This window comes from Rhizobium sp. 11_C7_N12_5 (assembly GCF_051811145.1).
GTDB classification, from domain to species: Bacteria; Pseudomonadota; Alphaproteobacteria; order Rhizobiales; family Rhizobiaceae; genus Rhizobium; species Rhizobium lusitanum.
The window spans coordinates 1,012,340-1,035,803 of record NZ_JBPWPY010000003.1 but is presented as its reverse complement, the minus strand read 5'-3'; the positions used below and the strand labels follow the sequence as shown (position 1 = coordinate 1,035,803).

The following is a 23,464-nucleotide window of genomic DNA, read 5'->3' as shown; positions in this document are numbered from 1 at the left end:
AGGATCTGTCGGGTCGAAGCGTTGGACATCGGCGTCACTTCCCATTGATCCGGACATCGGCACGGCGCACGATGAGCAGAAGCACGGCGGCCATGATGGCGATGAACAGCAGAGTGATATTGCCGATCGCCGAGGCGTAACCGACGTTGAAGAACTGCAGGCCCTCCTTGACTGCCAGCACCATCAGCGTGTTGGTCGCGTCATTCGGCCCGCCGCCAGTCGTAACGAACACGGAATCGAATACCCGGAACGCGTCCATCATCCGCAGCATGAGCGCGAGGAAGATGGAAGGAAGCATCAGCGGCAGGATGAGAAGGGTGAAACGCTGCAAGGCTGTGGCGCCGTCGGTGCGGCCTGCCTCCATAACATCGTTGGGCAAGGATTTAAGTCCTGCAAGCAGGATCAGCGCCATCAACGGTGTCCATTCCCAGCAATCGATGAGGATCAGCACCCAGAGTGCAGTTCCCGCATCGGTGAGAAATCCGGTTCGCGGGCCGATACCGGCCTCCGCTAGAAAATAGCCGACAAGGCCGTAGTCAGCCCCCAGAAGCGCCTTGAAAATGAGGCCGACGACCAGCGGCGTGATGGTGGCGGGAACGAGTAGGAAAGCCAGCGCCACACGGTTGAAGCGGCTGTCGCGCCATAAAAGCAGTGCGAGGCCAAATCCCAAGATCAGTTGGAGGCTCACGCTGGCGATGGTGAACTCGAACGTATTGACGATCGCCTGCAGCGCGGAACGGTCCGAGAATATTTCGATGTAGTTTCCAAGACCGATGAATTTGGTGCGGGCCGGACGCAGCAGATTGTAGTTGAAGAAACTGTACCAGACGCCCTGCGCCAAAGGCCAGACACCAATGGCCAGGACATAAAGCACGGCCGGAGCCGCCATGAAGAAGAGGAAGAAACGGCGACGATCTGAAAAACTGCGGCCGATCGTGAAGAGACCCATGCCGGCTTGCCGCGGTCGGCTGGCATCTTCGCCGGTGGCGAGGAATGGCTGGTTCATTTCGGTTTCAATCCTGAGTTTTTTCAACGCAATGCACGTTTGAATGCCCTCTCCCCGCCTGCCGGCGGCGGGGAGCCCTAATATCGCTGAACGGGCACGTGAAACCTAGAACAGTTTCTTGGCTTCCACTTGGGCCTCATCGAGGGCTGCCTGCGGTTCAGCAGCGCCCGCCAGAACGGAGTTCACGGCGGCACCGAGGATGTCCTGGATTTCCGGGTATTCAGGGATACGCGGACGGTAGTCGCCATTGCCGTTTTCATAGGTCTTGGCAACGACAGGCAGGAAGTCGAACTTGGCCGTCAGGTCCGGATCGGTCATCTCGCTTTTGCGCATGAAGGAGCCGGCGCCGTCCATGTTGAACTCCTTGTGGATCTTCTTGCTGACGAGCCATTTGATGAAGGTCCAGGCGGCTTCCTTCTGTTTTGGATCGATATCGGCATTGATCGCCATGCCCCAGCCGCCGACGCCATATTGGGGCGAAACGCCTTTGCCGACCGGTGCGATGGTAATGCCGACCTTGCCGACGACGTTGGACGAGGCAGGGTCCGAATAGCCCGGCGCACCGACAGACCAGGTCTGCATCATGGCCGCGGTGCCTTGACGGAAGCTTTCCTCGCGACCGCCCCAATCATATTCGATCGCGCCGGGGGGTGCGGTCTCGACGAACAGCTGTTTGTAGACGGTCAGACTCTTGACGTTCTCGGGAGAGTTGAGCGCCGGCTTGCCGTCCTTGTCGAGAATGGAACCGCCCATCTGGTTGTTATACTGCATCCAGTCCTGTGCGACGGCCGGGCCTTTCTGGCCGTTGGCCACGAAGCCGTATTGCTTCTTGGAAGGGTCGGTGAGCTTCTTGGCGTCGGACACCAATTCGTCGACTGTCGTTGGCACCGAGAGACCGGCGGCCTGGAACAGATCCTTGCGATAGGCAAGCACATTGGCGTAGGCCGCGAAGGGGAAGGCCACATAGTGGCCCTTGTACTGACCCAGCGATTGAAGAATGACCGGGTAGATATCGTCCAGGTCCAATTCCGCGGCATCACGCTTGACCCAGTCGGTCAGATCGACGGAATAGCCGTTTTCCTGATAGGCGCCGGCCCATACGATGTCCATGGTGACAAGATCGTAACCCTTGGTATTGCCGACGAAATCGGCGGTCGTCTTGGTGAGCAAAGTCCCATAGTCCATGACTTCGACCTTGAGGTCGGCGCCGGTGTCTTGCTTGAATTCGGCGGCGAGCTTGGTCAGCACGGCACCGAACGGATCGTTCTGGGACGCAAGGGTAAGGGTGACCCCATCCAGCGGTTTGGCGTATGCAAAAGCCGCCGATGTCATCAGCGTCACCAATCCGATGCTCAACAGGCGGGTCGCCTTGGGCATCGGGAATACGGAGATCATGGTCATATGCGTCCAGCCCTTCCTTGGAGATTGAAGATCTGCCGCGACGCTATCTGAGCCTCAGCCGCTGTCAAACAAAATTTCACATTAAATGTGAAAATATAACTAAATTGAACATCGGTGATTATTAGTTCCGCGCAGTGATGAAAAAATCATCACTCTCTGCTTTCTCCTATGGCATTTTCTGAATACGAATGAAAATCCTTCGTAAAACCAGGGGATAAAATCGATGCCTAAGAATTGATCTCCTTTATCGATCGGAGAAGATTGATCTCCCAATGGAGCGCGCGCAGATCGTTTCCTGCGTGAATTGAAGACAAGAATACGAGCAGGGAGAAAGAAAATAACATAATCACACACTTTACAACTTTCCTGCACCATCTATTCTCGACGCAGGCTCGAGGGAGATCAGGGACATGTGGACGGCAACGAGCACTCCGGCGACGTCGCCGGCCAATGTGCAGAGCGCGACGGACGGCGTGACGCCACAAGCTGCACGGGACGATGCGCTCCTGCGGCTTGAACAACGTGCCCACCAGGAACTGGCGGCCATCGAAGCGCCCTTGCGGGAATGGGTTCCCGAGCGTCGGGACGAAAACAGCCGGGTGATGGATGACGTCGTGATCGTAGGCGCCGGCCTGTCGGGACTGTCGCTGGCATTCGGTCTGATGCGACAAGGTCTTACGCGCGTAAAGGTTATCGACACCGCGCCTGCAGGTCGAGAGGGTCCATGGCTCAATACGGCGCGCATGCGCACGCTGCGGTCCCCCAAGACGCTGACGGGCCCCGACCTCGGCGTCCCCTCGCTGACCTATCGCGCATGGCACGAAACGGCCTACGGCCCGCAAAGCTGGGAAAAACTCGACAAGATCGAACGGGGCGACTGGATGGCCTATCTCGTCTGGTTTCGCGGTGCCGTTGGCATGGATGTTGAAAACGAGACAAACCTTCTCGGCATCGAGATCTGCAATGGTCATCTGGCCGCGCGAGTGGAAAAGGACGGCATCGAGCGCATGATGACCTGCCGCAAGATCGTGTTAGCGACCGGCATGGAAGGCGCAGGCGGGCACCATGTACCGGCTGCGATCTCCGATGCTCTGCCGCGCGACCGCTGGACGCATAGCGGCGAGACCATCGATATGGGCTTTCTGTCGGGCAGGACGGTCGGCGTGATCGGCGCGGCGGCATCCAGTTTCGACTGGGCGGTCGCAGCGCTTGAGGCAGGTGCCAAATCCGTGACCATTCTGGCGCGATCGCAGGGCCTGCCTCGCACAGAAGTTCTCGACTGGTCGAATTTTTCCGGTTTCCTCAATCATTACGCGGACCTCGACGACATCAGTCGCTACCGGTTCGCGCGCCGAATGTTCGCCTTTAAGACCCCGCCGACTACGGAAATGTTCGAGCGAGCCATGCGCTTTCCTGAATGCGAGCTTGTGATGGGTGCTCGGCTCGAAACGTTGCGGATGCAGGATGGAGATATTGCCGTGTCAACCGCCGCCGGCGATTTCGTCTTCGACCACCTTTTGCTCGGGACAGGCTATACCGTCGATCTCCGGCGCAGGCCGGAACTTTGTGGCATCATCGACGCAGTGGCCACGTGGGGCGACCGTTTCACCCCGCCAGCCGGCGAAGCCGATGACAGTCTCCTCGCCTACCCCTATCTCGGCCCCGCCTTCGAATTTCTGGAGAAGGAACCCGGTCAGTCGCCGTTGCTGCGGGACATCCATATCTTCAACAGCGCGGCCGTCCCGAGCCTCGGGCCGGTGTGCAACGGCATTACCGGGCTTAAATCCGGCGTACCCAGGCTCGTGGCCGGTATCTGCCGTGGACTGTTCCTGCAGGACGCAGATCTGTTTTACCAAACGCTGGACGCTTACGACAAAGTACATTTCGAGCCGCAGACGGTGCCGGGCTTTGACCCCGGGCCATAGCTCCGACGCCGGCAGTATCAGTCGATGAGCCCGACCCTGCGTGCGGCGACGACGCGATAGAGCGGGTCGCCGGTGTGGCGATATTCCTCGAGCGCGGAAAAGACGAGGGAATGATCATGTTCATCGTCAGACGCGACAGCCGCGGAAGCTATGGCCTCGTCGGGTGGCACGGGTACTGCACGCCATGCATCCAGCATCTCCGCGCTGGGCAAATCTGGCATGCCGATCTTGGTGTATAGCGACAGCACCACCTCCCAGAAATGCGTTACCAGGGTTTGTGGCCTATCGAGATGCGGGCTGACGAGGCGCACCCAATGGCTGCCGGTCAGCGCGTGAAGTGCCTCGAAACTCATCGTGCCCGCATAAAGTGCCAGGGAGGCTTGTCGTATCCGGACGAGAAGATCGTCGGCCGGCACGAGTTGCCCGAGGTGCCGCTGAAACGCCGGAATCCGGCCGGCGGCCTCGATCCATTTCCACAGAAGCGTCGAGGAAACAGCAATGTTCCTGAGGCTCGGCTCGGCTTGCATCGAGAGCATCTGCTCCACCGGATCTGTCACTGTCGGGGCGTCGGCGGTCGGCGGAAAGGCAAGATAAGTCGCGGCCCAATAACCCAGCGCGATGCCGATCTCCGTCTCGTCACGGCGCAGTACGGCATAGGCGAGGCGCATCAGGCCGTGGGTGGCTGACGCCGCGACACCGGGCAAGAGTGTGGGTAGATGGTCACGGATGGCCTGGCTGCCGCCGATACGTGAAACCACGTCGGCGAAATAGTCGCGCAAATCAGTTTCCCGCTCGCGCTGGCCAAGTGCTGATCGCCATGTCTGATCGGTTAGCGATGCAATAGCCGGCGGTGGAAACGGCACGGCATGGGCGAACGTATAGTGACGGGCGTAGGCCTCCAGTCGCTCCGGCGTCGCACCAAGCCTGCCCATGGCTTCCAGCACCATAGGCAGGTGATTGGCAAGAAAATCCGGAAATTCGCCGCTGCGCTGGCCAACCTCCGCAATCAATGGCCGCAGCCGCGCACTGGCCCTGGGGTGACGACAGATGCCACTCGATGCACCCGTCTGCGTGTTGGCGGCGATCTGAATGCTCGGTCCCATTGTCTTCGTCCTTTTATTCCCCGCCCTATTTCATCGTCCGAACAACGCAACGACATCAGTCCATGCGAACGCCGCCAGTGACGTTGATACCCTGCCCAGTCATAAAGCGAGCACCATCTGAGGCCAAAAAACGGACGACCACCGCCACATCCTCCGGCTCCTCGATCCGACCCATCGGCGTTAGGGTAACATATTCCTGGCGCACTTCGTCCGGTGTCATGTTGCGAAGCTTGCCTTCCCAAATGATCTCGCGCTCCTGCATGCCCGTGCGCACGAAGCCCGGGCATACGGCATTGACGCGGATGCCAGTGGGCGCAAGTTCGCGCGCAAGCGCCTGCGTCCAGCCGAGAACAGCGAACTTGCTTGCCGAATAATGCGCCAGCAACGGCGCGCCGACTTTCCCGGCGAGCGAAGCGGTATTGACGATGACACCCTTGTTGCCCGTCGCCAGAAAATGGCGAACAACGATCTGGTTGCACAGAAAAACACCCTTGGCGTTGACGTCCATGTTGAAATCCCAGTCCTCGTCCGTCAGATCGACGGAAGCCTGCATCGTCGATACCCCGGCATTGGCACACAGGATATCGATGCCACCCTGCTGGGAGATCACGGCATCCATCGCCGCCTGCACAGAGCCGCGATCGCGCACGTCAATGCCTCCGGAAAAGGCATTGTCACCCAGTTCGCCGGCAAGAGCGGCAGCACGGCCCGCATCGAGATCCACGATCGTAACCCGTGCGCCCTCTGCGTGAAACGTTCTGGTAATTGCCGCGCCGATACCGGATGCACCTCCGGTGACGACGACTGATTTTCCTGCGAATTCCGACAATGAAGCCTCCATGACTGAGTACATTCCGAAAATGTGCCGTTTGACGATTTGTTGCACTTTTGAACATTATATAACAAAAAACAACCTTTATTCACGCGTGCGCTTGTGTTAGGCACAAACATCAGCTGAACCTCCGGCGGTGGAAAGACGGCCAGGTACAGCGGGAGAACCGCCCGCGCTCTTTTGTCGGCGTATTCACGGAAGCAAACATGGAAAACGGCCGACCCGCAGACATCAAGTCAGACGCAGACCTCGAGGCCAACCCCGGGCGTGACGGCGAGGGCCGCACGGAAAGGGTTCCAGCGGCGCTAAGGCACGCGCGCATCATCGCCTCTTTCGAAAACAACGACTTCGTGTCGATCGCAAGTCTAGCCGATGAGCTCGGCGTTTCCGGTATGACCGTGCGCCGCGATCTCGATCTCCTGGGAAAGCGGGGGTTGCTCGAGCGCACGCATGGCGGCGCGGTCGCCGCGGGTCCGCTGGCGGCGCCCACCTTCGATGAAGACGAGCCGCCGTTCGAACAGCGCATGCGTCGGCAGGCGGTGGAGAAGTCCTCGATTGCGGCAGCGGCGGCAAAGTTGGTCGCGTCGGGCGAATCCGTTGGCCTTGATGTCGGGACCTCCATTCTGGCGCTTGCAAGCGCCCTGGCGCCGCGCCGGGATCTGCGCGTGTTCACCAACAATCTGCGCGTCAGCATGTTGATGGCGGAAGGAAAGAGCACCGTCTACATTCTGGGGGGCCAGGTTCGCGTGCCGGAATATTCGGTGATCGGACCACAGGCAGTCGAGGGTTTGAAGAGCCATTTTCTCGATAAAGTGTTCATCGGTGTTTCCGGCGTGGATGCCAATGGCTTCTACGATTATTCTCCCGAGGATACCGAGGTGAAGCGCGCCTTCATCGCCAGCGCCGGCAGCGTCATTGTTCTCTGTGATTCATCGAAATTCGGGCGCCGGGCTTTGTCGCGCATCGTGCCGCTTGAGAAGGTAAGTGTTCTTGTCACGGATGCAGCCCCCCCGGCCGACCTCGCCGCCGCATTGAACCAGCATGGTGTCCGGATCATCGTGGCCGCGTGAAGCGTTGGGACCAATCGACATTCACAGTCTCCAGATCATTCCGCGGCGAGAAAGGCAAAGCTTGAGAAGCGAGTGGTTCTTCAGTCATGGCGTATTGCGAAGCGCCAGAAGTGCTGCATTCGATTTGAAGCACCGCTCTATCAGGTCGCGATGTCCGTGGACGAGCGCACGAACGGCATCGCCGCGATTACTCCACGTAATGGGCGGCGCCTAGGAGAATGTAGCCAGATTGGCGGCTGTCCCTCAGAATGACGACGTCAAGACCGTGGCCGAAATGGTCGGCCCTATCACTTTCCGCTGGCTGCTCGCCATGCCGACCGTTCATGCGCTCGGGTTAGGAGCTTCCTGACGCATGCCAAGATCGGCGTCGGTCAGGACGGTGAGGGATTTTGGGAAGACATGACGTCCCCAAGCTGCCATGGTCAGTTTTGTTTCGTCGCAAACGGAATTCGCCGATCTCACGTTTACACGGTTCAACTGCTTTCCCTTACGATAAGCTTGAAACCCAGATCTAAAGCCGTGACCTCCGGCGTTTCCCCACAGAGAAGGCTAAGAAGGCTTGAGGCGGCGTGCTGTCCGATGGTAGCGCGGGGCGTACGAACGGAGGTTAAGCGCGGAACCATCTGTCCGGCTCCCGGCAGATCATTAAATCCGACCACCGAAATCTGCTCGGGGATTGCCACTCCCTTGCGTAGGGCTTCAAAGGATGCCCCGAAGGCAAGATCGTCGTTGCAAAAGAAGATCCCGTCTGTGTTTGGATGCTCCGTCAAGAGCCGATTGAAGAGATCGCCGCCAAGTTCCACCGAGGACGGTTCCGGCGTCATGATTTCGAACGCCGGGGGAAGACCAGCCCGGGCGATTGCCTGCTGATAACCATCGCGACGCTGGAGAACGCGGGCATCAAGCTGGGCTCCGACAAAAGCCAGTTTTCGCCGTCCCCGCGACAGAAGATGCTCGGCAACCTTGGCGCCGGCCGCTTCTTGTGAAAAGCCGACACAGACGATGCCCTCCTCGTGCCGCAGTTCCATCATGTAGACGCAAGGCACCCCGGCATTTGCCAGAAGCCGTGCGGCGGTCTCGCTCCGATTGAAGCCGGTCAGCAGAATGCCGCATGGCTGGTGCGAGAGATAGTTGCGAATAAGTTCTTCTTCCTCATCCTGGCGGTAGTGGTAGTTGCCGATCAAGACCTCAAACCCACGCGGGCGCAGCACATCTTGAATGGCCTCCAGGGTCTCGATGAACAGATGGTTCGACAAGGCGGGAACAAGCACAAGGATCGAATGACTGCGCGCCGAAGCAAGCGTCCGCGCCGCCGGGTTGGGCACATATGCCAGTGCTTTGGCGGCGTCATGGACCCTGGTTGCGAGTTGCGGGTCGACCGTTGCGATTGAGCGTAGTGCCCGTGAGGCCGTAATCTGCGACACGCCCGCGCGGGCTGCGACCTGCGCAAGCGTCGGCCGGCCGGTGGCGCGCGACGGTCTGTCTTTCATGACGAATCTCCTCCGACTTGCCAAATCTTACAATGATTAATAAGGTAGCGCTATCTCAAAGTCGTTTTGGCGTCTTTGCGGGAGGAAACAGCGTCGATTCTCGCGTTTTGAATCGGCCAGGCTTCTGCCGGCGATTTGCTTCAAAAGGATGAGATAGCGCTATCTCGGAGGAGGATATTATGGGTAGGATGCCGGCCTTAGTGGTGATGGGCGTTTCAGGCTGCGGCAAAAGCAGCGTCGGCCAAGCGATTTCGGATGCCGTTAACGGCACGATGATCGAAGGCGACTCCTTTCATCCGGAAGAAAATATCAAAAAGATGAGCGCGGGCCATCCGCTCACCGATGAGGATCGGGCTGGCTGGCTGGCGCGCCTTGCGACAATCTTACAGGACGCCGTCAGGAACGGCGAGCGGCCCGTGCTTGCCTGCTCGGCGCTGAAGAAAAGCTACCGCGACATTTTGCGTGGCAAGACGCCCGACCTCGGCTTCGTGTTTCTGGAAATGACGAGACAGGTGGCTGGCGAGCGCGTTAGCCACCGACCGGGCCATTTCATGCCCGCCAGCCTCGTCGACAGCCAGTTTGCGACCCTCGAACCACCTCATGGCGAGGCGAACGTGTATCCCGTCGACGCAAACTTGCCCATCGTGGACATCGCGCGGGGCGCGGTCGCGTGGTGGCAGCGGACACCAGGTGCTGACGGCGGCAGGCCGATGCAGCCGGCAAAGGCCCAATCCGGCGCGCTCAAAGCATAAACCAGACAGGCGTCTGTCCAAATCGGAACTTTTCGCGGAGGAATTTCAATGCTCGGACTGACTCGAGAGACCTATCTTCTGGTTGATGCTGGTGCGACCATCATCGGCCTCATCCTTCTCATCACGCGCTTCAAGATTCACCCATTTATTGCGCTGACCATCGCCGCGGGTTTCTTGGGGCTCACCTCCGGCATGGCGACGGACCTGGTGATGAAGTCCTTTCAGGACGGTTTCGGCGGGGTCCTTGGCTTTGTCGGCATCGTGCTCGGCCTTGGCACAATGCTCGGCAAACTCATGGCGGAATCGGGCGGCGCGGACCAGATCGCCCAGACATTGATCCGCACCTTCGGCAAGGAACGGGTGCATTGGGCTATGATGCTCGCAGCCTTCCTCGTTGGGCTACCGCTCTTCTTCGAAATCGGCTTCGTACTTCTCGTGCCGCTGGTCTACATCGTCGCGCGCCGGTCGGGCGTGTCGCTCGTCAAGGTCGGAATTCCGCTTCTCGCCGGTCTCTCGGTCGTCCATGGTTTGGTGCCGCCTCACCCTGGCCCGCTGCTGGCCATTAGCGTTTTCGGGGCGGATATCGGCAAGACGATCTTCTACGGCCTCATCGTCGGCTTGCCGACGGCTGTGATCGCCGGGCCAATCTACGGCTCATTCATCGCCAAGAGAATTCCAGGCGAAGCGTCGCCGGAATTGATGGAGCAATTCGTGCGCGATGACGTGGACACAGCCAGAATGCCAAGCTTCACCGTGACGCTTATCACGATCCTAATGCCGGTGTTCCTGATGCTTCTCAAGGCGCTCGCCGACATCGCCCTTGCCGAGCACAACGCCGTACGCGTCTGGATGGACCTGATTGGCCACCCGATTGCAGCCCTGCTTGTGGCGCTCCTCGTCAGTTTTTACACCTTCGGTTCCAATTGCGGCTTCTCGCGCGACAAGATCATCAAATTGCTGAACGACAGCCTTGCACCGGTCGCTTCCATCGTGCTCATCGTCGGTGCTGGCGGCGGCTTCAAGCAGATGCTCGTTGCCAGTGGCGTCGGCGACGTCATTGGCCATTTGGCCGTTCAGGCATCCGTGTCGCCGATCCTGCTCGCCTGGCTGGTGGCGGCCGTCATCCGCGTCGCCACGGGCTCGGCAACGGTTGCGACAATCACCGGCGCGGGGATTGTCATGCCGGTCATATCCCTCGTCCCCGGCGTCAACCGCGAGTTGCTTGTACTGGCAACCGGCGCTGGATCGGTGATCTTCTCCCACGTCAACGATGCTGGTTTCTGGTTGGTAAAGCAGTACTTTAACATGACGGTTGCCGAGACATTCAAGACCTGGAGTATTATGGAAACGATCATCTCCGTCGTCGGCCTCGGCTTCATCTTGCTGCTGTCACTTGTCGTTTAGGTCGGTATGACGGCGGCATCGTAAACTTAAGCGAGTTTGTAATTTGATGAGCGATGATGGGGCATGACAGATCGTGAGCCTGTCTACCGCCGTCATCGCTTTCCAGCCGAAATCATCGCCACGGGGTGTGGCTTTACTTCCGCTTCCCGCTGAGCCTGCGGATGGTCGAGGATCTGCCGGCGGCCCGGGGGATCATTGTTTCACATCGGACGGTCCGACTGTGGGCGGAGAAATTCGGGCGCACCTTCGCTAACGAGATCCCCAGCGCTCATCCGGGCGGCTCGGAGGAATGCGAACAAATGCCTGTCCATGCGGTCGCGCGGTCAGACGATACGCGAGACGCTGGTAGTCATGTAAGAAGCGAGCCGGATGATGAAGCATACGCGCCGATCTTACTCGGATCGGAATTGGCAGTCCGTATCGAGATCTAAAGCCAGTTCGTAGGCTGTGCTGCGGCCGCCGGCCTCGCCTTTGCGCAGGATGCCCTTAGCCAAGAGGTCTGCGATGTCACGTGAAGCCGTGTCCTGGGATGCATTCGTCAATTTTGCCCACTGGTCGATGTAAGCTTCCCGTCGAAATTCCCTTCCAGCAACCGATGGAGAACCTTGGCCATTCGGTCTTAGTCGTTGCTTTGACTGGAAAACTGGCTGACATAGGAGAGCGTCATATTGCTCCTTTTGCCTGTCAACCATCGAATTTACGAGCTAAAATATGATAATAATACTCTTGTTTTTAGCCTGACAAACGGGCTATATCGCGCCGACATTTTTCCGCCGCGGCTCGCTCGCCTATACTCGATCAGGATTTCCCGTGAAAATACTGAAATTACTTTTCGCTATTTCAAGCCTCTGCGCCGCTCTGAGCATCGCCACGACAGAAGTGTCCGCAGCCTCGACCAGCTATCCATTGACCATCGACAATTGCGGTGCCAAGGTCACCTTCCAGAAAGCGCCTGAGCGGGCAATTGGGCTTGGCCAGAACAGCGCCGAAATTCTTCTTCTGCTTGGCCTTCAGGACAAAATGGTCGGCACCGCCTTCTGGCCGAGCAAGATCCTGCCGCAGCTCGCCGAGGCCAATGCCAAAATCAAGCTCCTGACCTTGGAAATGCCGACCTTTGAGTCGATGCTCGCCGAAAATCCCGACTTCGTGGCGGTGGCCTTGCCGAGCCTGGTCGGACCGAACAGCAAGATCGCCAAGCGCGAGGATTTCGACAAGGTCGGTGTCGCCACCTATCTCTCGCCCAGCACCTGCCTCAGCACCAAGGACGTCAAGGACCAGTACGGCAGCCGTGGCGAGCTGTGGAACATGGATCTTCTCTACAAGGAGATCGCGGAACTCTCCGAGATTTTCGATGTCGCCGATCGCGGTCAGGCGTTGATCGCCGACTTCAAGGCGCGTGAGGCCAAGCTTCGCTCCAGCGTTTCCAAGGACGGCGTGAACCTGTCCTACGTCTTCTGGTTCTCCAGTCCCAGCCCGTCGGCCGATGCCTATGTCGGCGGCAAGAACAGCGCCTCCGGCTTCATTGCCGACCTGCTCGGCGGGCATAATGCGATAACAGCGGAAGCGGAATGGCCGACGATCGGCTGGGAAGGCATCATCGCCGCCAATCCTGATGTGATCGTCGTTGCCAGTCTTGACCGCAATCGTTGGGAACTCGACAAGCCGGAGGCCAAGATCAAGTTCCTGAACACCGACCCGGCTGTCAGCCAGACCCCGGCCGTCAAAAACAAGGCGATCGTCGTCATGGACGGCCAGGCGATGAACCCGACCGTCCGCACGATCTACGGCGCCGAGCAGGTGGCCGAGCAGTTGAAGGCTCTCGGTCTGCTGAAGTGACGAAAGTGGGCAGTGTCTTCCGGCAACTGGGAGCGGTCATAGCACTGCTGCTCGCCTCCCTCTGCCTGATCGCCGTCGGCGTCAGCGTCGGGATCGGTGACCTGCCGATCCCGCTTGCGACCACATTTTCGGCCGTCACCAACCGGCTCGGATGGACCGCGGTCGAGCTGAACCGCATCCACGAGACTGTTATCTGGGATTATCGATTGAGCCGCGCGCTCGTCGCCGCCTTCTGCGGCGCGGGCCTTGCGCTGTCGGGCGCGATCATGCAGTCGCTGCTGCGCAACCCGCTTGCCGAACCCTATGTGCTCGGCATCTCCGCCGGCGCCTCCACCGGCGCCGTCGCGATCGTCATCTTAGGCGTCGGCTCGGGCGCGGTATCGCTATCGGCCGGGGCCTTCGCCGGCGCCTTCGCAGCCTTCTTCTTCGTCGCGCTGCTGTCGAACGGCACGCGCGGCGGCGCCGACCGCACCATCCTTGCCGGTGTGGCCGCATCGCAGCTCTTCAATGCCTCGACCTCCTATATCGTCACGACATCGGCCAATGCACAGCAGGCCCGCGACGTCATGTTCTGGCTGCTCGGCAGTTTCGGCGGCGTACGCTGGCCGGAATTCGCACTGGTCTCGATCGTCGTCGGGTTCGGCCTCGCCGCCTGTCTGTTCTATGCCCGCGTGCTGGACGCCTTCGCGTTCGGCGACGAGGCCGCCTCCTCGCTCGGCGTCGATGTCGGCCGCGCCCGCCTGGTGCTCTTCGCTCTGACCGCCATGATGACGGCGACGATAGTCAGCATGGTGGGGTCGATCGGCTTCGTCGGCCTCGTCGTGCCGCATGTCGCCCGCTTTGCCGTCGGGCCGCTCCATATCCGTCTGCTGCCTGCCTGCGCCGTCGGGGGCGCGATCTTCATGGTGCTCGCCGACATCGCTGCGCGCGCCCTCATTCCGAACCAGATCCTGCCGATCGGCGTCGTCACTGCGCTGGTCGGCGTTCCCTTCTTCTCCATCATCCTCTACCGGTTCCAGCGCACGTCATGAGCATCAAGGCCGACAACCTCACCTGGAAAATTGGCAGGAAGACCATTTTGGACGGCGTTTCGTTCGAGGCGCAGCCCGGCCGGATGCTCGGCCTGCTCGGACCGAACGGCTCGGGCAAGACCTCGCTGCTGCGGCTTCTCGCCGGCCTGAAGCGGCCGCATGCCGGCCGCGTCACGCTCGACCGCAGCGATATCGGCACGATCAGCCGCCGCTCGATCGCCCGGCGCATTGCCTTCGTCGAGCAGCATGCCACGACGAATGCCAATCTGAAGGTCGTCGATGTCGTCAAGCTCGGAAGGTTTCCGCACCGGTCGATGTTCTCGGGCTGGACAAGGGCTGATGAAGAAGCGGTCGAAAGTGCGCTCGCGCGTGCCGGCATGGCGGAGAAACGCGACGAGCGCTGGCAGAATCTATCGGGCGGCGAGAAACAGCGCACCCATATCGCAAGGGCGCTCGCTCAGTCGCCGCAGGAACTGATCCTCGACGAGCCGACGAACCATCTCGACATCCAGCACCAGATCGGCCTGATGCGACTCGTCTCCGGCCTGCCAATCACCAGCATCGTCGCCCTGCACGATCTCAACCATGCCGCCATGTTCTGTGACACGCTGATCGTCATGCAGCAAGGCAGGATCGTGGCCTCTGGCATACCGGAAGAAGTTCTGACGGAAAGCCTCTTGAAGAACATCTTCTCGGTGGAGGCCCGGATCGAAATTTCACAGCATCACTCTCGGCCGCATATCCACTATCTACGGTGACCCCTCGCGGTGGCAAGGTCGCGGCCCTCGTGATGCTGTGGTCGCCGCTCCAGATGGGGGCGCAGGACACCAGTACGAACCGTCTGCCTGATTTATCCGCCATTATCTGGCGATTGCACTGGAAGGTAGCCCATAGGAACGAGGCGAGTGTGCAGATCGGGACCATCTGATTAACCAGGATCATAGAAAATTCCGTTATCGGCATCGTAGAGGATAAAGTGGTCTCCTTCGACATGGACTACCGCTACTCCCTGAACATCGGCCCAGTTCTTTGTCTCTCGTAACCCGCCAGTATGCCAGCCCAACTCGGTTGGACGCCGCGCAGCTCGTTCCACGTTGTGTAATGATTGGTCCGAACGCCCCAATCGATCATGCAGGCAGAATGGCGTCGAGCGCATCGAGTTCTTCGGCACGCTTTGAAACGGTGTTTCCAGAGGGCGACAGGTCAGTGCTCATGCTCGAGCGGCCCAACGATGGTGATCCCTTCACCGCGGGCGGCGGTCGCCATTTTCCGGTCGCCGGTCGCCAAAGGTAAACCTTGCGTTCTGGCTAGCGCGACATAACTCGCATCGTATGCGGTCAGCGAGTAACGGGTCGCCAGTTCCAGGACGAGGCCGTCCCCTCCCGATCCCGCATCGTCCAGCGGCAGCCCTCGCAGCTGTGTCATCAGCAGCAGCGGTTCGCCCTGCTTGAGCCGACCACGTCGCTCGGCCACCAGAAACAGGTTGCGTGTCTCGAACCAGAACAATGCAGGCACGAGACCCACTGTCGAACGCATCTCCGATATCAGTCGATCGGCGGCGTCGTGTTGCTCATCGGGAAGAAACCAGGCGGCGGCGATGGAGGCATCGAGAACGAAGGCCATCAGTAGCGCCTTCCTTCATCACGCCATTCGCGGATTTCGTCCTGTGTGGTGACTTGCCGGCCAGCGCGCTGGGCCTTGATCTCGGCGATCAGCGCGTCGACGTCGTTGTCGCGACGGATACGCGAAAGCCTGGCGACAGGCGTGTTCCCGCGCGAGATGATCACCTCTTCGCCGGCTTCGACTTTCGCCAGCAGCTCCGACAGATGGGTTTTGGCTTCGGCGACCTTGACGGTAACGGTCATGATGAATGCCCCAAAGTTTGTGTTTCTCGTCGAGCAGGCGGTGATTTGCACCACTCTCAACATTCTGCCCGATCGTATGGCCGTTTCCGTAAGTTGGTCAAGGACTAACCATATCACCATCGATACCCTGTACTTATCGATGGTTAGAGGTGCGGCCAAATGCTGTACCGACAACGGAAGCTAGAGACGGAATCAATTCATCTTGGCCCAAGAACATCATTAATTCATATGGTTAACAAATTGAAAAAACGAAATGCTGGCGAGTGAACGGGGTAAGTGGAGCAGAATGAGTGGCGCTCTGCAGTTGATTGGGAATGGGGCCAACAGGGCCAACGGTACGCAGCGGCGTAGGTCGCACGACAAGCGTTTTCCACAACAACAATTATCGTCATGCTTTATCAGGATTCAGCTCGGGAAAAAGTTTCTCAAGCGGGACAATGATACCCATCATGGCCTGCCCCATGATTTCAGCGAGAGCCCCCCTTAGCTCCCTCGAAAGCTCGATGTTCTCAATCGATGTGACTTCTTCAGCGAGCTTATTGAGGATGGGATCCAGTGAAACCACGAGGTCTATAATTCGCTTCGCGTGGGCTTTGTCTATGATCATTTTGCATTTCCCATGTCCAGGTCATCACGTGCAGCGTATTGTACTTCGTCTCCAACAAAATAGAGGCTGATTGCGGATATCAGTTTGATCTGCGGTCGTTTGCCACCCAATCTGCCCCACTTACAACGTTCAGGCTACGTGGGGCACATTCGGTGTCGATTTCAGTTACCGACTGCAATTGTAGCACTTAGCTGAAAATCGGATACGTCGCGGCGTGCCAAAGTTGGCCGCGATGCCGCCGACAAATTCAGGCGTAGTGCGCCGCTTGGTGTTCGGAGGCGATCCTAAAACGTTTCTTTATCCTGTCGACGGGTGTTCCATCCAAAAGTGGAATCTGGACCAGCCTGTCGTAGGTCTCAAAACCCATCTTCGCGTAATAGGCAAGTCCGCTGACATTATCAGCTCGAATGGTCGCATTGATAAATTTGAGCCCAAGCTCTTCTGCAGCTACTCGAGTCACAGGAAAGAGGGCACTCCCGACGCCACGTATCTTTGAATTCATACGGGCAAACGTCGCGATGTCGGCGAACCCTTTCGGTGGATTGCCGTATAAACTCAGGGACTGAAAGCCGATAAGCGATCGATCGTACTCTGCAACATAACAAGCAATGGGAAACTCACCATCGATGAACCAATCGGCGAATTCGGCGGCCGACAGTGGAGTCTCGATTGCAGTTGTTCCGCCGGCTTGGATGATCTCGTTCAGGAGACCAGAAAGCTCCTCCGCGTCGGCGGAGACGGCCTTGCGAATATGCATGTTGTAGCGACCTCGTTCTAGACTAACAGCGTACCTGGCTGAATTGGCGCACAAGTTGCCATTTCGTCCGCTGCGCCTTCAATACGGAAGAAGATCGGCAACCCTCGGAGATCATCGATCACATTGCTTTCTAAGCTTCCCCTGAAATCCTTAGCTGAAAGCCGGACCCACGACGACCTCTAAACCCAACCGACCCATGACATTTTGACGTTTGCAATCCGGAAGTGAAACCGACAGTTTTGGTCGATTTCAGCCCCAGATTTCATTGCAGCGCTTAGCTGAATATTACATCGGTTGCTGCCTACAAAAGCTGGCCTGCAAGGCCAGCGACATCGATATACCAAATCGCCGCCGGAGACGCCCAGGGCAGACAGGGGCTGGTGCATCGGCAATCCTTGGTCGATAATTTGATTCGATAGCCGGCGACATCTCAGTGCTTCCGAAGACATCTTCCACACCATTCAATACGATCTCGATGCTAGTATGCCGGCGGGTAGAAAGTGCAGTTCTAAAAGGGTTTCCTTATCATGACGGGTATCATTGTCGCCGACAGGACATCGAAAACCTTTCGTCAGCGCCGCCGTTATCCGGGCCTGATCGGTTCGTTCAAGGGATTGGTCTCTCCCGAATATACCGAGGTCAAGGCTGTCGATGAGATCTCGTTTACGATCGGAGCCGGTGAGGCCGTGGGTTATCTCGGGCCGAACGGCGCCGGGAAATCGACGATGATCAAGATGATGACCGGTATTTTGGTGCCCTCCAGTGGCGGAGTTTCTGTCCTCGGACGCGTGCCTCACAAGGAGCGGATGGCCAACGCCCGGGAAATCGGCGTTGTGTTCGGTCAGCGCAGCCAGCTTTGGTGGGATCTGCCGGTGCGGGATAGTTTCGAACTCAGCCGCCATATCTACGATATTGCGCAAAGCCGTTTTGACGAGAACCTGGGCATGCTTTGCGACATGCTGGGCATATCGCCGTTTCTCGAGAGGCCGGTCCGCCAGCTCAGCCTTGGCCAAAGGATGCGCGCCGAAATAGCGATGGCGCTATTGCACGATCCGAAGATCCTGTTTCTCGACGAGCCCACCATCGGCCTGGATGTCATGGCCAAGGATGTGGTGCGCAAGTTCCTATCGCAGATCAACAAGGAACGCGGCGTCACCATCATCCTCACCACCCACGACCTGCAGGACATCGAGCAGATCTGCCCACGGCTGATTATGGTGGACGACGGCAAGCTTCTGTTTGACGGCGAGCTGACCAAATTGCGCACGGCCTTCGGCGCGCGACGGCGATTGACGTTGGAATTCAAATCTGACCCGGGCGATGTTGTGTTGAGTTGTGCAACGCCGGTCGGCGGCGAGGGCATGACGCGGCACTTCCTGCTCGACGATGACAAGACATCGCTGGTCGAAGTGCTCACGGAATTGGGCAACGGCTACGACCTGCACGATGTTTCTCTCGACGCGCCCGATATCGAAGAGGTGATCCGTACCTATTACCAAAATCGTCTGGCGGTGGAGGCAGCGTGAGCAGACTGTATCTCGCTTTCACCGCAACCGCGTTTCAGACACGCTTGGCTTATCGCGGAGAAGTCTGGGCAAGCCTATTCGGCAGACTTGTCGAAGTGCTGGCAAGGATTGCAATCTGGACGGCGGTATTCGCGGGCAAGCCGAGCGTTGATGGTATCAGTCTTTCCGACATGATCACCTACTCGCTGATCGCTGGCACGGTGCTCGGCGCGTGGGAGCCAGGCTATCTGATCAACGAGGTCGGCAAGGCGGTCAAGACCGGCGATGTTGCCATTCACCTGCTGAAACCCTTTCACTATCCGCTTTATCTCTTTGCCGTTCAGCTCGGCAATCTCGGCTTTTCGCTGATTGCGTTGGTTTTGCCAGTCATCGCGGTCATTGGCATGATTTACGGCATCCAGCCGCCAGCGAGTGTTGCTCATGCCATGTTGTTTTTAGCATTCTGGCTTTTGTCGTTCTCCGTTTTCTTTCTGCTGGCGACGACCATCGGCCTGTTGTCGTTCTGGATCATGGATGCGAGCTCGCTCGAGTGGTTTCTACAGGGCATCATGTCTTTCCTGTCAGGCAGCATCGTGCCACTCTGGTTCTTTCCATCGGCACTGGCGTCCATTGCGCGGTTTCTTCCCTTTGCCTGGATTTCCTATTACCCGGCGGCCGTCTATCTCGGAAAACTCGATCTTTTTGATGCGGGACTGATGCTGGTGGTCGGCATGGGGTGGGCTCTGGTGCTGGCTGGTGCCGTGGGCTTGTTGTGGTCGCGAGCTCGGCATCGCATTGTCGTGCAAGGGGGGTGAGCATGGGCCATTCGCTGTCTACTCTATGGTTCATTGCCGGGCTGCACATCCGAACGCGCCTGGAGTATCGCGCTTCGCTGCTCCTTGGATGGATCTCCCAGGCATTCGGCTACGCCAGCGCCTATGCGGCGATCTGGCTGATCCTTGCTCGGTTTGAAGTCTTGGGTGGATGGCGCTGGCCAGAAATGGCGCTGCTGCTCGGCTTCCATATTCTTTCCTATTCCCTAGGCGCTTCGCTGAGCTTTGTTCAGATGCGTGACATGGAGGGTCTGGTGCAGCGCGGCGAGTTCGACGCTTTGCTCGTCAAGCCGATTAGCCCATGGGCCTATCTGGTGTTCTCCGGCCTTAACATCGGCTATGGCGGCCATATTCTTCTCGGTTTGGGCATGAGCGTTTGGGCTTTGACGCAGGTGCATCCGGCATGGACGGCCTGGACTATCCCATTTGCGCTTGCGGCATTGATAGGCGCGGCGATGCTCGTTTGCTCGGTCATGACGATGATCGGCGCCACGGCGCTGATCTGGGGGCGGTCAAATTACCTTTATTCGATCTTCTTCGGTTTCTGGCAGTTGGCACGCTACCCGCTCAATATCTTTTCGGGCGCCATCCAGGTCATAATGCTGACAGTGATGCCCCTGGCATTCATAAGTTACGTGCCGGTTGCTTCGATTTTGGGGAAGGATATTCCGATACTCGGAGAATGGGGACCGGCGTTGACGCTGATTGCTGGACCATTGTCTGCGGGCGTGGCGATGCTGCACTGGCGATATTGCGTCGGTCATTACCAGAGCGGCGGTGGGTAAGGCATAGCGGGTCGCAGTTATATGATTAGGTTGCTACCTGATTTGTCGCAAAAGCGCTGTGAGACGTGATTCAGCGGCGACCCGATCCACCGCGGTGCAGACCGACCCTGATCCCTTGGGAGAGCCTATCCAGCCAGCTTGCTTTCGCTATACACCGCACAATCAGCCACTTCTCCTCAGCGATCGTTCAAGGCCTGCAATCGCTTTTGCAGTTTTAAGCTGCCAGTGTGAAATCCTTACCTGAAACTGGCGCCAAAAATATCCGCTAAAACTAAGCGGCGCATGATATTTTGACGTTTGAAATTGGTAACTGAAAGCGACACTGCTGGTGCTCTCCTACGATAAATGATCACAATGATTTGGACGGGCTTAACACGGGGATGAAGACCGCTGATGGATCAGTTCGATATTGAGAAGCGCGAGGAGGGCGGTTCAAAAGCATGACGGTACGTCGCCCCTCTTCCATAAAAATCGAACGCGCCAAATGGATTGCATCGCGCATAAATCAGTCTGTTCCGGAAAGTGCGTTGGGCGACGACAAAGAGTTGTCGGCCTGGGTCAAGATCCACGATCCTGCTTCGGATAACCAGATCAAGCAAATAAAGCGCTGGATCGCGTCTGGCAAGATCGAAGAGCCACCGCGTTACCCGCATGCCATGACCGCGGCGGAGGCCAGGCGTATTATCGCGGCGAATAGGCCGGCGAGAACACGTGGCGATCATCGTCAAGCACGGCAAAAGCTTCCTTGGCTTGCGCGCAAATTGCTTTGGCTTTGGCTATTGGTCGGTGTCGTGGTGCCAATGGTCGTGGGTTTGTTCATTCCATTATTTCTGCCGTCGACGGAGTGGGCGACGCTGATGAGCATACCGAGCGTTGCGATCGGCCTGGTGTCGGCCGCAGTCTATGTTTTGGTCCTGCGCACCTACCGGGAGCTGCGCGATGACTACACCATTATCATTGGCGGCGCGGCATTGCTTGCCTTTGCCGCCGGAAGGAATATCGCCATTCTTATCGCTCCAATGATCTTTCCGCTGTTCACCGGCGCGCACGTCGAGCTGCCTTATGCAGTGGTTCAAATCGACGGGTTTGAGAGCAAAGGTTGCCGCCGACCGATCAAGCTTGAGGGATTGCCCTTGATGTTCAGAGAATTGTGTGGCTTCCCGGATAGCTTTAGACAGAGCCTTGCACCTGGCATGCGATTGTCCGTTGCAGGCTACGGCACTCGCTATGGTCTCTATGTAGAGAGTGCCCGTCCTGCAGATCCCTTTTCGACAGACGGTCCAATGCCGCTGCGCGGAGCTCCGGATTAGATCAATCCTTCTAGGGGCAACCGTCCTAGATCAAGCTCGAGGCGGTTATAAGGTCTCGGATACGGTTTTCACCTCCCGACACCCCAAGGGATCAGCGAAGATTTTCTTCAATCGTCTTGTAGCAGGTATCGTTATTTCCGATATCGGCCTTCGTGAGCGGCTTCCATTCATCTCGATCAAAATCGAAATACTCAAGGAAGCAGCGACCGGCGTCGTAGCTGAACCATTGAGCTGCAAGCAGGCGGCTTTCGAGACTATAATCCAGCGCGAGATACATGTTGGCCTCGCCGCCGCGTGGGAAACCCGCTGGCCGGCCGGTCTTGTTGTCGGCGACGATCGCGAAGGAACATCCCGTTCCGCAGCCGATCTGAATGAGGGTGTAGTGCCCAGCAAAATTGGGGCCCTGGTGCATGCCATCGCGGATGCGAGTCCTGAAGGAGTTGAACTGCCGGTCTCGACCCTTGAAGTCCGGCAGCATCGTCTTTCCGGCAAATCGACTTGAGATCGGAAAGTCAGCCGGGTTTTTCCGCACCACACTCGATACGGCCGATGGATTGGCGCCCGCAGCCGCTTGCTGACTTGATGAGACGTCACACGCATGCCAATCCATTTGATAGCCGTACTCGCCCGCGCGACCGAAGCACCAGCCGACGCTCTGAAGCTTCGCCGCAATGCGCTCGCGCCTGTCGCAGGTTGCCAGAGCGTCCGGCGAATCTCCGCTACCGCCGCGGCATGCGCCGTTTTGCTCCTGCCACTGCGATATCAGGCGGACCGGCGCGGAGGCTCCCTTGTCCGTCTCGCTGACCTTCCCGCTCTCCGATACGATCGTACCGGTCTTCTGGTCCCAGCCAAATGAGAACTCCGCAGTCCCCGATGATATGCGATCGCCAGTACGCTTTGCGTACCAATCGACACTTCCTTCGATCCTACACGTAATCGAACAGTCGACCCGCAGGGATTGCGGTCTTTCGCTGTAGGCCCGGATGGGCCATCGTGTCGCAAAGTCGCGCTTTGCAGTGACTACCTCAGCTTTGGGTGTCGCTTTCCCGTAGAAGTCCACGGTATCGCCATACGCTTTTTCCATGAACGAGACCGCTCCGGCGTTTCCTTGAGACCAGGCGTCATAGTAGGCAGATATAAATGCCCTAGCCTTCTGCTCGTTTGTCTGTGCTGCAGGTTCCTGCATTGCGGAAGAGGGAACCGCTGGCACAGCCGCTCCTGCTGCGGCAAGCCGGCCAGCCATATCGTTGAGGTTGCCGAACGTTACCCCAAAGCTCTGCATCTCGCTGGCTGTGAGATACCGCATATCGTCGCTGGGTACGGAGAGGCTGAGCTGAAGTAGCTTGGGGTCGACGCCCATCTCCGTAAAATATGACATGATCTGTGCGGTCATCGTCTGTACCGCAGCCACGGCGGTCGGACCATCGAGCCCGGTCCCCGGCGCAAATGAAGACTGATGGACACCGATAGCGCCCGGCTCCGCTTGGCGGATCACCCCGCCGACGAACGCCAGCGTGCAGGCGGACGCGCATTGGCTGGCACGTAGCTGAAAGGTCGCTAGCCCGAGCGACCGGATCATCCTCCCGTAGGCCATGGCCGCAAGGATGTTGCCTCCGTTGCTGTCAAAGGTGACTGCCTTGGCGCCGCTTGCCGCGACTTCACGCGAGAGCTGTTGAGGATCGTCAGACTGGCTGAATTCACCTTTTAGCAGAAGGACCGGCGTGGCGTTCTCGATCGGTATGCGCTGTATCGTCATATCTGCACGCGCCGCGCCGAACAACGTTGCGGATGCAAAAATGGCCAGAACGGATTGACGCAGGAACATCGGTACTAACCCCACAAACAGCAAGATGCACGTTATCGTGTCAACTGTAACGCGCAATACTGAAAGCGGCATTTCGCTCTGGAGACAGTGAGTTTGGCTCAACATCAAGCTGGGGCGCCTGCATTGC

The 23,464-nt window shown here is 58.4% G+C and carries 21 protein-coding genes and 1 pseudogene; 12 read left to right on the top strand and 10 right to left on the bottom strand.

Features of this window, described 5'->3' with window-relative positions; translation table 11 throughout:
• Positions 1–34: 34 nt before the first annotated feature.
• Both AB8B29_RS34270 and AB8B29_RS34265 read right to left on the bottom strand, forming a co-directional pair.
• A complete protein-coding gene (locus AB8B29_RS34270) occupies positions 35–949 on the bottom strand; it encodes a carbohydrate ABC transporter permease (protein ID WP_037200952.1) in 915 nt (304 codons plus the stop codon).
• Positions 950–1,111: 162 nt separating this feature from the next.
• A complete protein-coding gene (locus tag AB8B29_RS34265) occupies positions 1,112–2,401 on the bottom strand; it encodes an extracellular solute-binding protein (RefSeq protein WP_037200953.1) in 1,290 nt (429 codons plus the stop codon).
• Positions 2,402–2,817: 416 nt separating this feature from the next.
• Between AB8B29_RS34265 and AB8B29_RS34260 the strand changes: the two genes are divergently transcribed.
• Positions 2,818–4,332 (top strand): FAD/NAD(P)-binding protein, encoded by a 1,515-nt coding sequence (locus AB8B29_RS34260; protein ID WP_037200927.1) that lies wholly within the window; start codon positions 2,818–2,820, stop codon positions 4,330–4,332.
• A 17-nt stretch (positions 4,333–4,349) separates the two neighbouring features.
• On the opposite strand, the gene AB8B29_RS34255 is transcribed toward AB8B29_RS34260, so the two are convergent.
• Together AB8B29_RS34255 and AB8B29_RS34250 are read right to left on the bottom strand one after the other, a co-directional pair.
• Entirely contained in the window at positions 4,350–5,435 is a 1,086-nt protein-coding gene (locus AB8B29_RS34255; protein ID WP_051964276.1) for a questin oxidase family protein, read from the bottom strand.
• Positions 5,436–5,490: 55 nt separating this feature from the next.
• Positions 5,491–6,276, bottom strand: coding sequence for an SDR family NAD(P)-dependent oxidoreductase (locus tag AB8B29_RS34250; protein WP_051964283.1), 786 nt, complete (start codon positions 6,274–6,276; stop codon positions 5,491–5,493).
• A gap of 197 nt (positions 6,277–6,473) precedes the next feature.
• On the opposite strand from AB8B29_RS34250, the gene AB8B29_RS34245 reads away from it, so the two are divergent.
• Positions 6,474–7,337: a DeoR/GlpR family DNA-binding transcription regulator gene (locus AB8B29_RS34245; RefSeq protein WP_051964286.1), complete on the top strand. Its 864-nt coding sequence runs from the start codon at positions 6,474–6,476 to the stop codon at positions 7,335–7,337.
• Between the two features lie 473 nt (positions 7,338–7,810).
• Here the strand turns inward: AB8B29_RS34245 and AB8B29_RS34240 are convergent, their stop codons facing one another.
• A complete protein-coding gene (locus tag AB8B29_RS34240) occupies positions 7,811–8,827 on the bottom strand; it encodes a LacI family DNA-binding transcriptional regulator (RefSeq protein WP_037200929.1) in 1,017 nt (338 codons plus the stop codon).
• 179 nt (positions 8,828–9,006) lie between these two features.
• On the opposite strand from AB8B29_RS34240, the gene AB8B29_RS34235 reads away from it, so the two are divergent.
• The 6 genes and pseudogenes from AB8B29_RS34235 to AB8B29_RS34210 all read left to right on the top strand — a co-directional run bounded on the left by AB8B29_RS34235 (position 9,007) and on the right by AB8B29_RS34210 (position 14,608).
• The gene (locus tag AB8B29_RS34235; protein ID WP_037200931.1) at positions 9,007–9,579 is read left to right on the top strand and encodes a gluconokinase; all 573 of its coding nucleotides are present in this window, start codon (positions 9,007–9,009) and stop codon (positions 9,577–9,579) included.
• A 48-nt stretch (positions 9,580–9,627) separates the two neighbouring features.
• Positions 9,628–10,983, top strand: coding sequence for a GntP family permease (locus tag AB8B29_RS34230; protein ID WP_037200933.1), 1,356 nt, complete (start codon positions 9,628–9,630; stop codon positions 10,981–10,983).
• Between the two features lie 63 nt (positions 10,984–11,046).
• Positions 11,047–11,243: pseudogene (locus AB8B29_RS34225) on the top strand (IS6 family transposase); the annotation flags it as partial.
• Between the two features lie 550 nt (positions 11,244–11,793).
• A complete protein-coding gene (locus tag AB8B29_RS34220; RefSeq protein WP_037200935.1) occupies positions 11,794–12,819 on the top strand; it encodes an ABC transporter substrate-binding protein in 1,026 nt (341 codons plus the stop codon).
• A 5-nt stretch (positions 12,820–12,824) separates the two neighbouring features.
• Positions 12,825–13,850 carry a FecCD family ABC transporter permease gene (locus AB8B29_RS34215; RefSeq protein ID WP_439007112.1) on the top strand — a complete coding sequence of 342 codons (1,026 nt, stop codon included), beginning with the start codon at positions 12,825–12,827 and terminating at the stop codon, positions 13,848–13,850.
• Entirely contained in the window at positions 13,847–14,608 is a 762-nt protein-coding gene (locus tag AB8B29_RS34210) for an ABC transporter ATP-binding protein (RefSeq protein ID WP_037200940.1), read from the top strand. Before AB8B29_RS34215 ends, AB8B29_RS34210 begins: the two co-directional genes overlap by 4 nt.
• A 445-nt stretch (positions 14,609–15,053) precedes the next feature.
• Here AB8B29_RS34210 and AB8B29_RS34205 read toward each other — a convergent pair whose 3' ends face one another.
• From AB8B29_RS34205 to AB8B29_RS34190, 4 genes are all read right to left on the bottom strand, one after another.
• A complete protein-coding gene (locus AB8B29_RS34205) occupies positions 15,054–15,473 on the bottom strand; it encodes a type II toxin-antitoxin system VapC family toxin (RefSeq protein ID WP_037200942.1) in 420 nt (139 codons plus the stop codon).
• On the bottom strand, positions 15,473–15,715 hold the full coding sequence (locus AB8B29_RS34200) for a type II toxin-antitoxin system Phd/YefM family antitoxin (RefSeq protein ID WP_037200943.1): 243 nt from the start codon (positions 15,713–15,715) through the stop codon (positions 15,473–15,475). The genes AB8B29_RS34205 and AB8B29_RS34200 overlap by 1 nt, the downstream gene beginning before the upstream one ends.
• Before the next feature lie 388 nt (positions 15,716–16,103).
• A complete protein-coding gene (locus AB8B29_RS34195; RefSeq protein WP_065664181.1) occupies positions 16,104–16,322 on the bottom strand; it encodes a hypothetical protein in 219 nt (72 codons plus the stop codon).
• Positions 16,323–16,569: 247 nt separating this feature from the next.
• Positions 16,570–17,079, bottom strand: coding sequence for a GNAT family N-acetyltransferase (locus AB8B29_RS34190; RefSeq protein ID WP_439007111.1), 510 nt, complete (start codon positions 17,077–17,079; stop codon positions 16,570–16,572).
• A gap of 527 nt (positions 17,080–17,606) precedes the next feature.
• On the opposite strand from AB8B29_RS34190, the gene AB8B29_RS34185 reads away from it, so the two are divergent.
• From AB8B29_RS34185 to AB8B29_RS34170, 4 genes are all read left to right on the top strand, one after another.
• Complete coding sequence (locus AB8B29_RS34185) at positions 17,607–18,605, top strand: ABC transporter ATP-binding protein (protein WP_439007110.1); 999 nt, start codon at positions 17,607–17,609, stop codon at positions 18,603–18,605.
• A complete protein-coding gene (locus AB8B29_RS34180; RefSeq protein WP_439007109.1) occupies positions 18,602–19,399 on the top strand; it encodes an ABC transporter permease in 798 nt (265 codons plus the stop codon). Before AB8B29_RS34185 ends, AB8B29_RS34180 begins: the two co-directional genes overlap by 4 nt.
• A 2-nt stretch (positions 19,400–19,401) precedes the next feature.
• Positions 19,402–20,202 carry an ABC transporter permease gene (locus tag AB8B29_RS34175; RefSeq protein WP_125851218.1) on the top strand — a complete coding sequence of 267 codons (801 nt, stop codon included), beginning with the start codon at positions 19,402–19,404 and terminating at the stop codon, positions 20,200–20,202.
• A 440-nt stretch (positions 20,203–20,642) separates the two neighbouring features.
• Positions 20,643–21,512 (top strand): hypothetical protein, encoded by an 870-nt coding sequence (locus AB8B29_RS34170; RefSeq protein WP_439007108.1) that lies wholly within the window; start codon positions 20,643–20,645, stop codon positions 21,510–21,512.
• Positions 21,513–21,603: 91 nt separating this feature from the next.
• Here AB8B29_RS34170 and AB8B29_RS34165 read toward each other — a convergent pair whose 3' ends face one another.
• A complete protein-coding gene (locus tag AB8B29_RS34165; protein WP_439007146.1) occupies positions 21,604–23,442 on the bottom strand; it encodes a hypothetical protein in 1,839 nt (612 codons plus the stop codon).
• Positions 23,443–23,464: the final 22 nt, after the last annotated feature.

Excerpts from the sequence above, each read along its gene's own strand:
- AB8B29_RS34270 (WP_037200952.1), bottom strand. The coding sequence starts at position 949 with ATGGGTCTCTTCACGATCGGCCGCAGTTTTTCAGATCGTCGCCGTTTC.
- AB8B29_RS34265 (WP_037200953.1), bottom strand. The coding sequence starts at position 2,401 with ATGATCTCCGTATTCCCGATGCCCAAGGCGACCCGCCTGTTGAGCATC.
- AB8B29_RS34260 (WP_037200927.1), top strand. The coding sequence starts at position 2,818 with ATGTGGACGGCAACGAGCACTCCGGCGACGTCGCCGGCCAATGTGCAG.
- AB8B29_RS34255 (WP_051964276.1), bottom strand. The coding sequence starts at position 5,435 with ATGGGACCGAGCATTCAGATCGCCGCCAACACGCAGACGGGTGCATCG.
- AB8B29_RS34250 (WP_051964283.1), bottom strand. The coding sequence starts at position 6,276 with ATGGAGGCTTCATTGTCGGAATTCGCAGGAAAATCAGTCGTCGTCACC.
- AB8B29_RS34245 (WP_051964286.1), top strand. The coding sequence starts at position 6,474 with ATGGAAAACGGCCGACCCGCAGACATCAAGTCAGACGCAGACCTCGAG.
- AB8B29_RS34240 (WP_037200929.1), bottom strand. The coding sequence starts at position 8,827 with ATGAAAGACAGACCGTCGCGCGCCACCGGCCGGCCGACGCTTGCGCAG.
- AB8B29_RS34235 (WP_037200931.1), top strand. The coding sequence starts at position 9,007 with ATGGGTAGGATGCCGGCCTTAGTGGTGATGGGCGTTTCAGGCTGCGGC.
- AB8B29_RS34230 (WP_037200933.1), top strand. The coding sequence starts at position 9,628 with ATGCTCGGACTGACTCGAGAGACCTATCTTCTGGTTGATGCTGGTGCG.
- AB8B29_RS34210 (WP_037200940.1), top strand. The coding sequence starts at position 13,847 with ATGAGCATCAAGGCCGACAACCTCACCTGGAAAATTGGCAGGAAGACC.
- AB8B29_RS34205 (WP_037200942.1), bottom strand. The coding sequence starts at position 15,473 with ATGGCCTTCGTTCTCGATGCCTCCATCGCCGCCGCCTGGTTTCTTCCC.
- AB8B29_RS34200 (WP_037200943.1), bottom strand. The coding sequence starts at position 15,715 with ATGACCGTTACCGTCAAGGTCGCCGAAGCCAAAACCCATCTGTCGGAG.
- AB8B29_RS34195 (WP_065664181.1), bottom strand. The coding sequence starts at position 16,322 with ATGATCATAGACAAAGCCCACGCGAAGCGAATTATAGACCTCGTGGTT.
- AB8B29_RS34190 (WP_439007111.1), bottom strand. The coding sequence starts at position 17,079 with ATGCATATTCGCAAGGCCGTCTCCGCCGACGCGGAGGAGCTTTCTGGT.
- AB8B29_RS34185 (WP_439007110.1), top strand. The coding sequence starts at position 17,607 with ATGACGGGTATCATTGTCGCCGACAGGACATCGAAAACCTTTCGTCAG.
- AB8B29_RS34175 (WP_125851218.1), top strand. The coding sequence starts at position 19,402 with ATGGGCCATTCGCTGTCTACTCTATGGTTCATTGCCGGGCTGCACATC.
- AB8B29_RS34170 (WP_439007108.1), top strand. The coding sequence starts at position 20,643 with ATGACGGTACGTCGCCCCTCTTCCATAAAAATCGAACGCGCCAAATGG.
- AB8B29_RS34165 (WP_439007146.1), bottom strand. The coding sequence starts at position 23,442 with ATGTTGAGCCAAACTCACTGTCTCCAGAGCGAAATGCCGCTTTCAGTA.